This window comes from Aureibaculum algae, from assembly GCF_006065315.1.
GTDB classification, from domain to species: domain Bacteria; phylum Bacteroidota; class Bacteroidia; order Flavobacteriales; family Flavobacteriaceae; genus Aureibaculum; species Aureibaculum algae.
The window spans coordinates 360,082-377,118 of sequence record NZ_CP040749.1 but is presented as its reverse complement, the minus strand read 5'-3'; the positions used below and the strand labels follow the sequence as shown (position 1 = coordinate 377,118).

Here is a 17,037-nt window from a genome sequence, read left to right as displayed (position 1 = left end):
ATTAATTTTTTTGAATTAATAATTTTGTATTTACATTATCAAATACAATTTCTATACCATCAATTACTTTATCTTCTAAAAGTAACTCGTTCGTTAATGTTTCATTTTTAATATAGGTTGCATTTGCTAAAATGGCATCATCAACTATACCATCTTTTTCTATTTTTAATTTTATTTTATCAGTTACTTCCAATCCAGATTCTTTTCTTAAATTCTGAATTCGATTAACTAACTCTCTGGCAATACCTTCTTTACGCAATTCTTCAGAAATAGTAACGTCTAAAGCTACAGTTAAATTGCCTTGGTTAATAACTAGCCATCCCTCTATGTCTTGTGATGATATTTCCACTTCATCTATGGTTAAACATAAGGTTTTTTCTCCTATTTCTAAAGAAATTTCGCCTTCTTTTTCGATAGTGGCAATATCATCTTGTGTTAATTTTCCAATTTCAGCCGCTACAAAACGCATATCTTTTCCAAATTTAGGACCTAATACCTTAAAATTCGGTTTGATATTTTTTACTAAAATTCCTGAAGCATCATCAATCAATTCAATAGCTTTTACATTTACTTCAGATTTTATCAACTCTTCAACGGCTTCAATATCTTCTCTATCTTGATCTCCTAAAACGGGAATCATTATACGTTGTAATGGTTGACGCACTTTTATCATTTCCTTTTTACGTAATGATAAGACCATCGAAGATATAGCTTGTGCTTTTTGCATTTTTCTTTCTAAAGCTGAATCAATAAAAGAGGCATCATATTTAGGGAATTCTGCTAAATGTATTGATTCTGGTTCATTACCACTTGTTACATTAGTAAGGTCTTTGTACAATTGATCCATATAAAAAGGTGCAATTGGCGAACTTAATTTTGCAACGGTTAACAAACATGTATACAATGTTTGATATGCCGATATCTTATCTTGTTGATAATCTCCTTTCCAAAAACGTCTTCTACTTAAACGCACAAACCAGTTGCTCAAATTTTCTGTTACAAAATTCTGTATGGCTCTTGCTGCTTTGGTAGGTTCATAATCATTATAATACTCTTCTACATTCTTAATCAATGTATTTAGTTCAGAAAGTACCCAACGGTCAATTTCTGGTCTCTTATTGATATCTATATCGTCTTCAGTATAAGCAAATTTATCAATATTGGCATATAAAGTAAAAAAAGAGTAGGTATTATACAGCGTTCCAAAAAATTTACGTCTTACTTCTTCTATACCCTCGATATCAAATTTTAAATTATCCCAAGGGTTCGCATTTGAAATCATGTACCAACGTGTGGCATCTGCACCATGTGTCTTCATGGTCTCAAAAGGATCAACAGCGTTACCTAAACGCTTTGACATTTTTTTACCTTCTTTATCTAATACCAATCCGTTAGACACAACATTTTTATACGCATTTGAATCGAACACTAATGTTCCAATAGCATGTAACGTATAAAACCATCCTCTGGTTTGATCTACACCTTCTGCAATAAAATCTGCAGGATAAAATTTATTTTCGTCAATTAATTCTTTGTTCTCAAATGGATAATGCCATTGTGCATAAGGCATAGAACCTGAATCAAACCAAACATCAATTAAGTCAGATTCACGTTCCATTGGTTTCCCTGTTGTCGAAACCAATGTAATTTTGTCTACTATATTTTTATGGAGATCTAATAGATCGTAATTTTCTTCATCCATGTTACCAACTTCAAAATTGGCAAAAATATCAGCATCCATAAATCCTTCTTCAACTGCTTTTTTCATTTCAGCTTTCAGCTCTTCTACAGAACCTATTATTATTTCTTCTTTACCATCTTCTGTTCTCCAAATAGGAAGTGGAATTCCCCAAAATCTTGAACGAGATAAATTCCAATCATTAGCATTTTTCAACCAATTTCCAAAACGGCCTTCACCAGTTGATTTCGGTTTCCAATTAATTGATTGATTCAATTCATACATTCTATCCTTCTTATCAGATACCTTTACAAACCAAGAATCTAAAGGATAATATAATATTGGTTTATCAGTACGCCAACAGTTTGGATAACTGTGCTTGTATTTTTCAACCTTAAAAGCTTTGTTTTCTTCTTTTAGCTTGATTGCTAATTCCACATCAACAGAACGTTCAGGAGCTGTACCATCATCGTAATATTCATTCTTTACATATTTACCGGCATACTCACCCATTTCTGGTCTAAATTTACCTTGTAAATTTACTAACGGAACGGGATTTCCATTTTCATCTAACACCAACATTGGTGGAATTTCTGGTTCCGCTTGTTTTGCAACCATGGCATCATCTGCACCAAAAGTAGGAGCTGTATGTACAATACCGGTACCGTCTTCAGTGGTTACAAAATCACCAGCAATAACTCTAAATGCATTTTCTGGGTTTTGATAAGGTAACGCATAAGGCAATAATTGTTCGTACTTAACACCAATCAAATCAGCACCTTTACATTCGGCAATGATTTTGTAAGGAATCTTTTTATCACCTTCTTTATAATTCGTCAACTCATTTTCAGATTCTACTTCTACAAACTTCCCTGCAAACTGTCCACCCACCAATTTTTTAGCAAGAATTACTTTGATAGGTTCAAAAGTGTACTGATTATACGTTGAAACTACCACGTAATCAATTTTATTACCTACAGTTAATGCGGTATTACTCGGCAAAGTCCATGGAGTGGTAGTCCAAGCTATCATGTATAAATTATCAAACCCTTTTAAAAGGTCTGGTAATGTATCAGGTATCACTTTAAACTGTGCAACTACTGTGGTATCCGTTACATCTTGATATGTACCTGGTTGATTTAACTCGTGTGAGCTCAATCCTGTTCCAGCTTTAGGTGAATAGGGTTGAATCGTATAGCCTTTATACATTAAACCCTTATTGTAAATCTCTTTTAGTAACCACCAAACAGATTCTATATATTTTGGTTTATAAGTTACATACGGGTCGTTCATATCTACCCAATGCCCCATTTTTCTAGTCAGCTCTTCCCAGACATCGGTATAACGCATTACTGCTTTTTTACAAGCTTCGTTATATTCTTCCACTGATATTTTTTTACCAATATCCTCTTTGGTAATACCTAATTCTTTTTCTACACCTAGTTCAATTGGCAAACCATGGGTATCCCAACCTGCTTTACGCTTTACTTGATAGCCTTGTAAGGTTTTATACCTACAAAACAAATCTTTAATAGTACGAGCCATAACATGATGGATACCTGGCAAACCATTTGCAGATGGTGGCCCTTCGTAAAACACAAATGGTTTATTCGCATCACGCGAACTAATACTTTTTTGAAATATATCGTTTTCTTCCCAAAATTGTTGGGTTTCATCTGCTACTTTCGATAGGTCTAAACCTTTATATTCTTTAAATGGCGTACTCATTTTCTTACAAAATTCTTTCGAGTCGCGAAATTACGTATTTTATTGAAAATATTGATTTATAGACACAAAAAAAAAGCATCTTAAAAATTTCTTAACATGCTCTTTTATAATTATATATTCGTTTGATTTTATTATTTTCTTATCACCACAAATTCTGTTCGTTTATTTTCTAAATGTTCCAGTTCCGTACATTTTACGTCATTGGCACATTTATTAAGTAACTCTGTTTCTCCATACCCTTTGCCGGTTATTCTACGAGGGTCTAAGCCTTTTTCAATAAGATTGTCTACTGTAGCGGCAGCTCTACTTTTAGTTAAGCTTAAATTATAAGCATCTGGACCTCTTGAGTCCGTATGTGCACCAAATTCAATGACCATTTTCGGATATTTACTCATCAATCGCATTACTTTTTCTAATGCTCTTTCTGAAGCTTCGGTAATTTCTGCTGTATTTATTGTAAACGTAATATTTGGAACATTTAAGATTTCATAATCTTTTCTGTTCATAAACTCTTTCTCTTCAATAAAGATAACCTCATTGTTATCATAACCATTTTTATGAGAAGTACTTAAATTTATAGTATTACTAAAGTATCCATTTTTTGTAACTTCTATGGTGTAATTTTCAGCACAATCAACTCCAAAATAATAAGCACCATCAAAAGCGGTTTCAATTTTACGAATGCGATTCCCCTCTTCGTCAATTAACGCAACAAAAGCATTACCCACTCTATTTCCTGTAACTTTATCTTTAATAATACCTGTAGCAATCTGATCACAAATAGCTATTGTTGTTTTTTGCTTAAATGAATAAATATCATCGTCACCCATTCCCCCATTTCTATTGGATGAAAAATACCCTTGCAGTTTATCACTATCTATAATAAAAGAGATATCGTCTCCTTTACTATTCATAGGTTCTCCTAAATTTATAGGTTCGGGGATTGAACCGTCTAATTTTGTCATATAAATGTCAAAACCACCTTTACCTCCTGGTCTATTAGAAGAGAAATAAATAACATCACCATCAATATAGGGTGAGTATTCTTTATATTTAGAATTAATTGTTTTACCTAAATTAATGATTTTTCCATAATGTCCTTGGTTTAAATCTACTACAAAAATATCAGTATCGCCCATTGTTCCTGGCATATTAGAAACAAAGTACAGCTTTTTACCATCAGCACTTATCATCGGGTGCCCTGTATCATAATCATCATCATTAAAAGGTAGTGAAGAAAAATCTTCCCAATGTCCTTTTTCACCTATAGCCGCTCTAAATATTTTAAGCCCATCAGATTTTAGTTTACCACCCATATAGTTATTTGAGGTAAAATAAACTTCTTTCAAATCAGGTGTAAAAGCAACAAACGCATCGTGATATTTTGAGTTTACATCACTTGAAAATGGTTTTACATTTGTAATTTCTCCTTGATTATTTAGATCACCGATATATAAATTTAAAAAAGGTTGATCATTATCTTTCCATTTTCTGTTTGACAACCCTGCTGTTTTTCTACTTGAAGAAAAAACGATTTTATCTTTACCCATAAAAGTGGAACCAAAATCTTGATATTTGGTATTAACCTTAAGGTTTTTAATACTATACTCTGCACCTTTAATAGAGTCTGCTCTTTCAATTTGTGCAAAAGAAAAAAGGGTACTTACAATAAAAAATATATTTATTAGGGTTCTCATTGGGGTAATATCTTGTTTGTATAATTCAAACGTTATGCCAAAGTATAACACTATGTAAACGAAAAAACCTTCAAAATATTTGAAGGTTTTTTTGTTTTATATGTTTTAATTACATTCTGATAATTACAAATTCAGACCGTCTATTTTGCTGATGTTGTGCATCCGTACACGGAGTGTTATCATCACATTCATTCACTAATTGCGTTTCTCCATAACCCTTTCCTGTTATTCTTGAATAGTCAATACCTCTTCCAATGATATACTCTACAGTTCTTTTGGCTCTGTTGTTTGATAACCAAATATTATATCCTGCCGGAGCTCTTGAATCCGTGTGAGAAGCAGCTTCAATAATCATTTTTGGATATTTATTCATTAAATCAACCACCTTTTGTAATTCAGTCTTGGCTGATTTACTTAAGTATGAAGAATTTAAATCAAAATATATAGGTTCAATATTTACACCATAATTTCCTGAAGGTAGTCTTACTATTTCATCTGGTAACACATCTGGTAAACCTTCTGGTTTTCTATCAACACCCTCTCCTTGTGTTCCTTGAGTTCCGTTATTATTACCGTTACCCGCATAATTCATATTACCCGCACCTAACAACAATGGCATTTTTAATTCTTTATCAACATCATTAGAAGTGGTAAAGGAAATCGATTGAGGTGCAAATCCAATCTTCTTACCTTCTAACTTAAATTCAGTTTCACACGTTACTTCAAACGAAAAAGTAGCATCTTCTTTAACAATCACGGTTTCAATCACATTTCCGTCTTTATCACTTAAAATAACCTCAGAACCTGCCAATAAGCTAGTAGAAATTTTATCTCTTACATCGCCAGTAACCATTTGTAAACATTTAAAATCTACTGCTTCTTCTTCTATAAACGAATAAATATCATCATCTCCTTTACTCCCTTCTTCTCTATTTGAAGAAAAATATCCTTTTCTTGTTTCGCCATTTATAATAAAAGCAAAGTCATCTCCTGCAGAATTGATACTTAAATTTACTGGATTTGTTATATACCCCTTTAATTTACTTGCATATATATCAATACCTCCTTTTCCACCACTTCTTGTTGATGAAAAGTATAGTATGTCTCCATCTACAAATGGAAACCAATCTTTAGCTTTAGAATTAACTTTTGGCCCTAAATTTTCAGGATTGCCAAAACCACTTTCATTAACTTCTACTTTAAAAATATCTGTTTCGCCTAAAGTACCTGGCATATTTGAAGTGAAATACAATGTCTTTTCATCATCACTAAGTGCTGGATGACCTACTGAATATTCAACATTATTAAAAGGCATTGGTATAATGTTAATCCATTCCCCTTTATTATTTACAGTGGCTTTAAACATAGCCAAGTTTGTATACCCTTGATTGTCTATTCCTAATTTTTTATTGTAGTAATTATCTCTTGTAAAATAAACAGTTTTACCATCTTTAGTAAAAGTTACACTAGCTTCGTGGTATCGAGAATTAACTTCTCCTTTAAGCTTTCTTTTATTTGCTATTGAACCATCTTCACTAATATCACCTTCATATAAATCTAAAAAGCGTTGTCCATTTGGTTCCCATACATCTCGGATGACTCTAAAACCACGTCTGGGTGCTGCAAAAACCAGTTTATCAGTTCCGTGAAAAGCGGTACCGAATTCAGATTGTTCTGTGTTAACTTCTAAATTATTTATGGAAAATTTACCACCGCCATCTTGGGCATAAAGACATACTACACTTAGCAATAAAACTATTACAAGATATTTTTTCATTATTAGGTTATTTATTTTCTATTAACATTTTGCCTTTTTCATAGCTTTTAAGCACAATTGCCTACAATTATGCAAATTAGAAAATGTTAAAAATTCTAATTATTACCTCTAATAACGTCATCATATATAGTTATAGTATTGTTTAGGTAAAATAATTTAATATTAAATTATCCTAAAAATCTATTAACCCTAAAAATAATGTAAAATACTGTAAATAAATTATGGTTGTTATAGAGTTATTTTAATTTACTTTTCCCTTTACCCAAATTGTTCATTTATGACTAAGAACAATTCGAATTCTATTTTTTAATCTCTTACTTTATTAGAAAAATCTAGGTGATTTCAAATTTTTCTTTGAAAAATCTATATCCCATAGTACAAATACTTCATGAGTACCACTGTTGTAATTTCCTAAATTAGTGGTTGTATAATCATAGGCATAACCCAATCTTAAATCTCTTGTAATTCCAAAGTTAATTAGACCCGTTACTGAATCACCAAACCTATAACCTAGACCCAACTCCAATCTATCATTGAATAAAAAGTTGGCATTGGCATCTAAAGATAATGGTGAGCCTGTTACTGCTTTTGCCATTACGGAAGGTTTAAACTTTAATGTTTCAGACAAGTTAAATACATAACCTACTGTACCAAAATAATGCATCTTTTCCGAAGCTTTACTTATTGTTCCATTATCTTTCTCTAAATGTTTAGTTTCTAATAAATTTGGTGCTGATAAACCAATATAAAACTTATCTGTATAATAATAAACACCAGCTCCAAAATTTGGCAAGGTCTCATTTATATTATCTGAAAATAAAGGATCTACTCCCGGTGCTGTTTGTGGCAATACCAACGACAATAAACCTACATCAAAAAAGGTAATTCCTCCTTTTAATCCGAAGGCCAATCTTCCTTCTTCAGATGTGTTTATTGTATAACTTACATCTGCAAAAACATTCGTCTCCTTTACAGGACCATGCTCGTCTAAAATGGCTGAAAAACCACCTCCTAAGTTTTTACCCAATGGGGCATGAATAGCCATAGTAGCTGTTTTAGGAGCTCCTTCAATACCAACCCATTGTAATCTACCTAATAAGCCTATACTCAAGGTTCCTCTAGAACCTGCATAAGCCGGATTCACAATATTCATGTTATACATGTATTGTGTATACTGAGGATCTTGTTGACTAAACCCAGTAATGCTTACTAAACTTAATACTATGAGTAAAAATGATGATAATTTTCGCATAATTTTACTTTAATTTTTAAAGAAATTTATTCCCGTAACTGTTTAAAAGATGCTCTAGAAGTAGGTTTAATACTCCTAGAACATAAATTTATTTATTTAATAGTTTATATATACCCAACCTGCAATTGGCTCAAGTCCGGCTTCATTATACTTAATAATGTAGTAGTATGTTCCAACAGGTACTTTATTGCCTTTACTAATGGTCATTGTTCCACTTGAATAACCATCCCACCAAAGTGGCATCGCTCTTCCATTATTATCATATTCATAGACAATATTACCCCATCTATCATAAACCTCCATTTCGAAGTCTTTGTATTGTGCTAAGGCAGGTACAACTAATAAGTCATTATCACCATCACCATTAGGTGAGAATCCGTCAGGGATAATAGTACAAGATGTTGGATCTAAATAATCAGGATAAGCATCTTCATCACAATTATCATTGGTTGGATCACCATCTTTATCTCCATCTTCATCAATTGTATTTATACCGTCACCATCATCATCAATATCTCTATAGTCAACTTCACTATCTCCAGTTACTAAACCAGCTGTGTTAACATCCGCTTCTAAAGCCTCATCTCTATTAGGTAAGTCAGTTGCTGGATCTGTGTCAACTGACAGTCCGTTAGGATCTGCAAAGTCACCTATAGAACCATCATATGCATCATCTAAACCATCATTATCGTCATCATTTCCACTAGGATAAACATCTGGCTCTCCATTAGCATCATAATCATGACCTTCAATACTATCAGGAACAGCATCATTATCCGAATCTGTATCTAAATAATCTGGTTGATCTGCACCATCCGTATTTATTGGTGTAAGACCAAGACCATAAGCATCATCTAAACCATCGCCATTAGCATCAACACCTAAAGGACTAGTATAATCTGCTGTAGTTTGACCCTCCACATTATCAGGAATACCATCATCATCAGCGTCTAAGTCTAAATAATTAGGGTGTGTATCTCCATCTGAATCAACAGCTGTTTCTACTACTGTTAAGATTCCATCGTTATCATCATCAATATCTAAGAAGTTCAATTGAGAATCTCCATCAGAATTCCAAGGAACATAATTGATATCTGCCAATAATGTATCGTCAGTTTCAATTGGATCAAAAAGACCGTTTATTCCGAAGTCAGCTGGAACACCATCAATTACACCATCATTATCAGCATCTAAATCAGCATTACCTGCTTCAACAACATCTAGAATACCATCGCCATCAGCATCTAAATCAAAGTGATTTGCAATACCGTCACCATCAAAGTCATATTCAGACTCTACATCATCATTCGCATCACCAACAGATATATTATTATCATTATCATCTAGATAAGCTGGAACACCATCTAAGTCATTATCCGCTAAAGGATCTAACCCTTCAAATTCCATCAAATCTGGAATACCGTCATTATCATCATCTAAATCAATTGGATCACCAACACCGTCACCATCAAAGTCAGGATATACGGTTAATAACGCTGGATCGGAAATTACATTTGTATCACAAGCGAAAGCTGGTGAAGATAAAACCACTCGATACATATAACCATTATATTCTAATGGCACCATAGTTAATGTTAATTCATCTGAGGTTGCTCCTGTAACTGTAGGAACAGTTCCTCCATTAGAAATGTTAGACCAATTAACACCAGCATCTGTACTCATTTGCCATTGATACGTAATTGTACTTTGTATATCAACACTAAAACTAGTATTTGCGTTCACAACTATTACATCATCCAATGGTTGTGTTGCGATTGGCAGCACGGCAAGACCAGCTTCTTGGAAATCAAATACACTGTTATTATCTAAATCGTTAGGTGTAGTATAACCCGTAGTTCCTGGAGTATTAACTAAACCATTAGCATCAACTGTTAAACCAGTATCACTACCTAATCTACCACTACTATCAACATCTACTAGACCTGCTTCGGTTACATCATTACAACCATCATTATCAGCATCTAATTCTAATGAATCAGGTATGCTATCACCATCTGAATCAGCAGTAGCATTTGTAAGTGTTGCAGCTGTAGTATCATCAGATTCTATCAAGTCTAATAATCCGTTTGTTCCAAAATCGACTGTATTACCATCTAAAATTCCGTCATTATTTAAATCAACTACAGTAGTACCGTTTAATTGACCTGATTCTACTACATCATAAATACCATCATTATCTGAATCTAAATCAAATTGGTCTAAAATACCATCTCCGTCAGTATCAAGAACACCTTCTATAGTATCAGGAATTCCATCGTTATCATCATCTAAATCAGAAATATCTGGAATACCATCTCCGTCATTATCAGGGAATAAGTTTAAAGTAGCTGGAGCAGATGTCCAGTTACTATCACAAACAAATACTGGTGATGATAATAGTACTCTATATTGATAACCATCATAACTTAAAGGAACTCCAGTTAAAGTTAATGCATCAGTTGTTGCATTACTGTAAACTGGGCTGGCACCTCCATTAGTTATTGCTGCCCAAGTTGCACCTCCATCTGTACTTTCGTACCATTGATATGTAATTTCAGCTAAGATATCAGTACTAAAAGTAACATTAGAATTAATTACTATAGTTTGACTTAATGGATCGGTATTAACTAAAGGAATACCTAAACTAGCTTGTTGAAAATCATAAACTGAATTCAAATCTAAATCATCTGGTATAGTATAACCATCAACCCCACTCGTAACAACTCCATTTGCATCAACTAATAAACCAGCACCAATTGTACCATTACCTAACAGTCCATTTAAATCTCCATCTGTAAAGCCAGCTTCACGAACATCATTACAACCATCATTATCTGCATCTATTTCGTTAGAGTCAGGTGTGCCATCAGCATCTGAATCATCAGTTAGGTTTGCTAAATTACCACTATCAGGTGCATCTTCTAAAGGATCAAATAATCCGTTTGTACCAACAGTACCTGAATTTGCAGCATCGATAATACCGTCATTATTTACATCAACAATATTATTAAGAGGATCTAATTGACCTGATTCTACTAAGTCATAAATTCCGTCATTGTCTGAATCTAAATCCAAATAATTTGGTATGCCATCTCCGTCAGAATCAAATGCTGGTTCAATAACACCATTATCGTCTCCAACAGTATTGTCATTATCATCATCATCTAAATATGCTGGAATTCCATCTGCGTCTATATCTGCATAAGGATCAACTCCTCCTGATTCAACTGTATCTGGAATACCATCATTGTCTGAATCTAAATCTAAGTAATTTGGAACACCATCACTATCATTATCAGGGAATAAACTCAATACAGCAGGAGCAGATGTCCAATTACTATCACAAGTAAATGCTGGTGATGAAAGTATAACTCTGTATTGATAGCCATCATAACTAGCAGGAACTCCTGTTAAAGTTAAGGCGTCTGTTGTTGCATTACTATATGCAGGACTCGCACCTCCATTCGTTATTGCAGTCCAAGATGTACCTCCATTTGTACTTTCGTACCATCGGTATGTAATTGTAGCCAATAGATCAGTACTAAAAGTAACGTTAGCATTAATAATTAACGTTTGACTTATAGGGTTTGTGTTTATAACAGGAACGCCTAAACTAGACTGTTGAAAATCATAAACTGAATTAGCATCTAAATCGTCTGGAACAGTATAACCATCGATTCCACTCGTAACCACACCATTTACATCAACGAATAAGCCTGCACCAAATGTACCATTACCTAATAAACCATTTAAATCTCCATCTGTAAAACCAGCTTCGAGAACATCGTTACATCCATCATTATCAGCATCTATTTCATTAGAATCAGGAATACCATCCGCATCAGAATCAGCGGTTAGGTTTGCTAAATTACCACTATCAGGTGCATCTTCTAAAGGATCAAATAATCCATTTGTACCAACTGTACCTGAGTTGGCAGCGTCTATGACACCATCATTATCTACATCAACAATATTATTAAGATCGTCTATTTGACCTGATTCTACGATATCGTAAATACCGTCATTGTCTGAATCTAAATCTAAATGATTCGGTACACCATCTCCGTCTATGTCATATACATCAGGAATTCCGTTTCCATCTAAATCTGTGTAATCTGTAACACTGCTATCTCCAGCATTACCATCATCTGTAGTATCCATCCAATTTTCAATACCATCACCGTCTTCATCTCCATAAGGATCATTACCTCCCGTTTCAATAATATCAGGAATACCATCATTATCTGAATCTGAGTCAACAATATCATTAACACCATCATTATCCCAATCTATATCTAAAGCCTCTCTCCAATCTGGTTCACCACCAGGAGTATCAAAATCAGGAAAATCTGTTGGTAACGTACCTCCATTTGTTGCATCTAAAACAGAATCATCTGTATCATAAGCATTATCCAATCCATCAGCATCAGCATCAGCACCAGTAGGTGTTATATTGGCAGTACCATCATTATCAGTATCCCAACCTTCTAAACTATCTAAATCTCCATCATTATCAGAATCAGTATCTGTATAATCTGGATTATCAGTTCCATCTGTATTTGTAGGTACGATTGCTCCATTTGGATCAAGAGCATCAATTACTCCAATGGTATTTCCATTATCTCCGTCATAATTATCATCTAGACCATCGTTATCAGTATCAACGCCTGAAGGAGATCTATAATCAGCAGTAGTTTGACCTTCGATATCATCAACGATACCATCATCGTCAGCGTCAATATCAAGATAATCTGCTCCGAATGTACCGTCAGTATTTGGAATTGGTAAAGGTGTACCTTCTAAAGCATCAAGCAATCCATTATTATTTGCATCATTAAGTGTACTAGGATCACCAGATGTTGCATAATCAACATGAGCATCACCATCAATATCTACACCACCAGCTTCAATAACATCAGAAATACCATCAGCATCTGAGTCTAAATCTAAATAATTTGGTAAGCCATCGTTATCAAAATCATTTTCACCTTCAGTAGCATCAAGAATTCCATCATTATCTGAATCTAAATCCACATAATTAGGTATTCCATCATTGTCTTTATCTCCAACAGGTAATGGGGTAGCTGCTGTAGTATCATCTAACCCATCATTATTTGAATCAGCAAATCCATCTACGATTCCGTCATCATTTAAATCAACTCCACCTGCCTCAACAATGTCATTTATACCGTCATCGTCAGAATCTAAATCTAAATAATCTGGCACCGCATCTCCATCTGAACTTGGAACAGGCAAAGGTGTTGTTTCAGTAGCATCATCAAGTCCGTTGCCATCAGTGTCTGTAAAGCCATCTATTATTCCGTCTCCATCTAAATCTACTCCTCCTGCTTCTGTTACATCTGTTATTCCATCATTATCGGAGTCTAAATCTAAATAATCTGGCACTGAATCACCATCTGTATTAGGTACTGGAAGCGGTGATAATGCTGTGTTATCATCTAAACCATCGTCGTTATTGTCAGTAAAACCATCTACAATTCCGTCTCCATTAGCATCTACTCCTCCAGCTTCCGTTGTATCAGTAATACCGTCATTGTCAGAATCTAAGTCTAATGCATTTGGAATACCATCTTCATCAGAATCACAGAACACCGTTAAAGACCCAGCACTTGCATCTATACCTACTCCATTAGGGTTTTGAATTGTAATAGGAATTGAACCAGTAGTCCAACCTACAGTATTAAAAGAAGAACCATCTGCTGGAATCATTCTTGCTAAAAAAGTGGAAGTAGTTGTTCTACTACCATATGCTCTTACCACACCAAATCGATCTATCGCAATCCGAAAACGAGGTAAACCATTAACATTTGGAGTCCAAGGATCTGTTATTTCAGAACTATCAGAACGAAATACCATGTTCATAAAACCAGCTTGTAAACTTGCCAACTCAACCGACAAACCTGCTGCTGCATGTATTGGACTACCATTTACATCAATAATAACTGAATCATCTAATTCAGTAAAATCAAAAACAGCAGATCTAGGGTTATTGAAATTTTGAGTATGCGTTGCTCCTCCAACACCATTACTAAAGGAAAATACAGGATCGCAAGTTTCATCTGTATTAAGAATTCCATCATTATCATTGTCCAAATCAACTAAAGGTGAAATACCATCACCATCAGTATCACAAGTCAAACTAACTAAAGTTGGGTCAATTACCCCTGGTGTTGCACTCTGTGCATTAGCAAGACCTCCAGGCACACCATTAGCATCAACTGGAAAAGTAAGAGAGCCTAATGAACCACCAATGCTAATATCTATATCAGCTAAGGTATACCCACCATCACCTTCTAATGCATCATAACAACCATCATTATCACTATCTTTATCTAAATAATCAGGAATTGTATCGCCATCCGTGTCTCTATTTGTATATACACCTTCATCCGTATCTAAAATACCGTCATTATCATTATCTAAATCGGCATAATCTGGAATTCCATCACCATCAATATCATTACCAGAAGCAAAATACTGAAAGTTGAAAATCAGATCTGCACCACTTGGGTAGGCCTGGTCAGTCGCTGTACTAAAATTTGCTATATCTAAAAAATTAACCGCGGTTGAAGGGGCATCAAAATCAGCCACAGAATACCCATAAACAGTTTGACCTGCTGTAAGTCCAAAATCTGCCCAACTAAAAAAAACTCCGTTAATAGATTGATTAAATCCTGGCTCAGCCCACGTATACAAAGGAGCTGATTCCAACTTTGTTAACAAATCATAGGTGTAATTCGTGGTTAAATCAGGACCATATTCATTAGCTCCACCATTTCTAATTACATTTGAATATGAAGTTGGATTTCCTGAACCATCAACTCCAGTGATAACAGCTACTCTTACTAACCCACTCCCTCCTCTTTCAAAAATTGGAAATCCAGCTTGTAGATCTATATTTCGCAGGATTCTTGGACTATTAAAAACAATATCAATCCTTTCTACATTTGAAGTCTGCACAGAAGTAGAATTATTAAATGTATTGTCAAGGCCTATATCAATAATATTTGCAGAGATCACATCATTAACATTTGCAAAATACGGTGCTGTATAGTTATTAGCAGCTTCATTAAAACCAGTTTGACTCTCCCTATACCAAGGATCAAAATCATTTCCAATTGTATTAGCGTTATCAACTCTTCTTAAAGTAATTGTTAATGGTGATGGAACAGGCATGTAAACGTCACCAGCCACCACGACATCTACCACACTATTACTATCACCCGCTCCAAAATTTAAAGTCTCTCCTCCTGTAGCCAAACGACTATCTAATGTGTTAGGCACGGCGGTTGTTGACCAAGCATCAACATTAGTTTGTGCACAAACGGAATTAACAGTTGCTAAACCAAATACAAACAATAATGACATTATTGCATGTCTTAATTGTTTACCGTAAACTGCGTAAATTGTAGTTAAGTAACCTTTTTTCATAATGATATTTACTTAGTGTTGTATAAATTGTAGTCTATAGAGTTATTTACAGAAATACAAGGATTTTCCCCAAAAATTTAATGTCCCAATCGTATTTCTACAATGAATACAAATATATAAAAAAATGTTAAAAAAGAATTTTAGGGCTCTATATTTTAAAAACTATTTAAAATGAAAATTTATTTAAACAACAAAAGAAAAGGCTAAACCTTATAGATATAAGGTTTAGCCTTTTCTTTTACATTGTAAAGAAGTTGTTATTATATTTTAACAATTTAAAAAATACTTCATTTTTAATTCAAAAAATGAGACATTATTCGTGAAATAACCCAAGTTTTAGAAGAATCTCGGCGATTTTAAATTTTTCTTTGAAAAATCTATATCCCATTGCATAAATACTTCATGAGTACCACTGTTATAATTCCCCAAATTTGTAGTTGTATAATCATAAGCATAACCGATACGTAAATCTCTAGTTACTCCAAAATTAATTAAACCACTTACTGAATCTCCAAATCGATAACTCGCTCCTAATTCTAAACGATCATTAAATAAAAAGTTTAAAGAACCATCTAAAGATAATGGTGAACCCGAAACAGCTTTAGCCATTACTGAAGGTTTAAACTTTAAAGTTTCAGACAAGTTAAATACATAACCCGCCGTTCCAAAATAATGCATTTTTTCTGAAGCCTGACTTATTGTTCCGCTATCTTTCTCTAAATGCTTGGTCTCTAATAAATTTGGAGCAGACAAACCTAAATAAAATTTATCAGTATAATAATATACCCCAGCTCCAAAATTTGGTAAAGTCTCATTCACATTATCTGAAAATAAAGGATCTACTCCTGGTGCTGTTTGAGGCAACACCAAAGACAATAAACCCACATCAAAAAAGGTAACTCCTCCTTTTAAACCAAACGCTAATCTACCTTCATCTGAAGTGGTAATTGTATAACTTACATCTGCAAAAACATTAGTCTCTTTTACAGGACCATGTTCGTCTAAAATGGCTGAAAAACCACCTCCTAAGTTTTTACCCAACGGAGCATGAATAGCCATAGTAGCCGTTTTGGGAGCTCCATCTATTCCAACCCATTGCATTCTACCTAATAACCCTATGCTCAATGTACCTCGTGATCCTGCATAAGCCGGATTTACAATATTCATGTTGTACATGTATTGTGTGTACTGAGGGTCTTGCTGACCGAAACCAGCAACACTTATTAAACTTAAAGCTATTAGTAAAACTAATGATATTAATTTCATTTGTTATTTTTTAATTATTCTTTTAAGGCAGTGTAGAATATCACATATACTTTTAAATGACATCTTATCTGTTATTTTATTTTACTAGAAACATAGACTCCTTAATATATTACATATACTCGTTACTATAACAATCGTATTGTATTATTTCCTACCTTAAAAATTGTATTATATAAGATAAAAGAGG

At 33.9% G+C, this 17,037-nt stretch carries 6 protein-coding genes; all 6 read right to left on the bottom strand.

The genetic code is table 11. The features are described from left to right. Window position 1: 1 nt before the first annotated feature. The 6 genes from ileS to FF125_RS01330 all read right to left on the bottom strand — a co-directional run bounded on the left by ileS (window position 2) and on the right by FF125_RS01330 (window position 16,850). Window positions 2-3,406, bottom strand: coding sequence for an isoleucine--tRNA ligase (ileS, locus tag FF125_RS01355; protein ID WP_138948101.1), 3,405 nt, complete (start codon window positions 3,404-3,406; stop codon window positions 2-4). A gap of 131 nt (window positions 3,407-3,537) precedes the next feature. After that, entirely contained in the window at window positions 3,538-5,103 is a 1,566-nt protein-coding gene (locus FF125_RS01350; RefSeq protein ID WP_138948100.1) for an OmpA family protein, read from the bottom strand. Between the two features lie 109 nt (window positions 5,104-5,212). Beyond that, window positions 5,213-6,880 (bottom strand): OmpA family protein, encoded by a 1,668-nt coding sequence (locus FF125_RS01345; RefSeq protein WP_138948099.1) that lies wholly within the window; start codon window positions 6,878-6,880, stop codon window positions 5,213-5,215. A 322-nt stretch (window positions 6,881-7,202) separates the two neighbouring features. Further along, window positions 7,203-8,132 (bottom strand): PorP/SprF family type IX secretion system membrane protein, encoded by a 930-nt coding sequence (locus FF125_RS01340; protein WP_138948098.1) that lies wholly within the window; start codon window positions 8,130-8,132, stop codon window positions 7,203-7,205. 96 nt (window positions 8,133-8,228) lie between these two features. After that, on the bottom strand, window positions 8,229-15,584 hold the full coding sequence (locus FF125_RS01335) for a T9SS type B sorting domain-containing protein (RefSeq protein ID WP_138948097.1): 7,356 nt from the start codon (window positions 15,582-15,584) through the stop codon (window positions 8,229-8,231). A gap of 336 nt (window positions 15,585-15,920) precedes the next feature. Then, the gene (locus tag FF125_RS01330; protein ID WP_138948096.1) at window positions 15,921-16,850 is read right to left on the bottom strand and encodes a PorP/SprF family type IX secretion system membrane protein; all 930 of its coding nucleotides are present in this window, start codon (window positions 16,848-16,850) and stop codon (window positions 15,921-15,923) included. Window positions 16,851-17,037 lie beyond the last annotated feature (187 nt).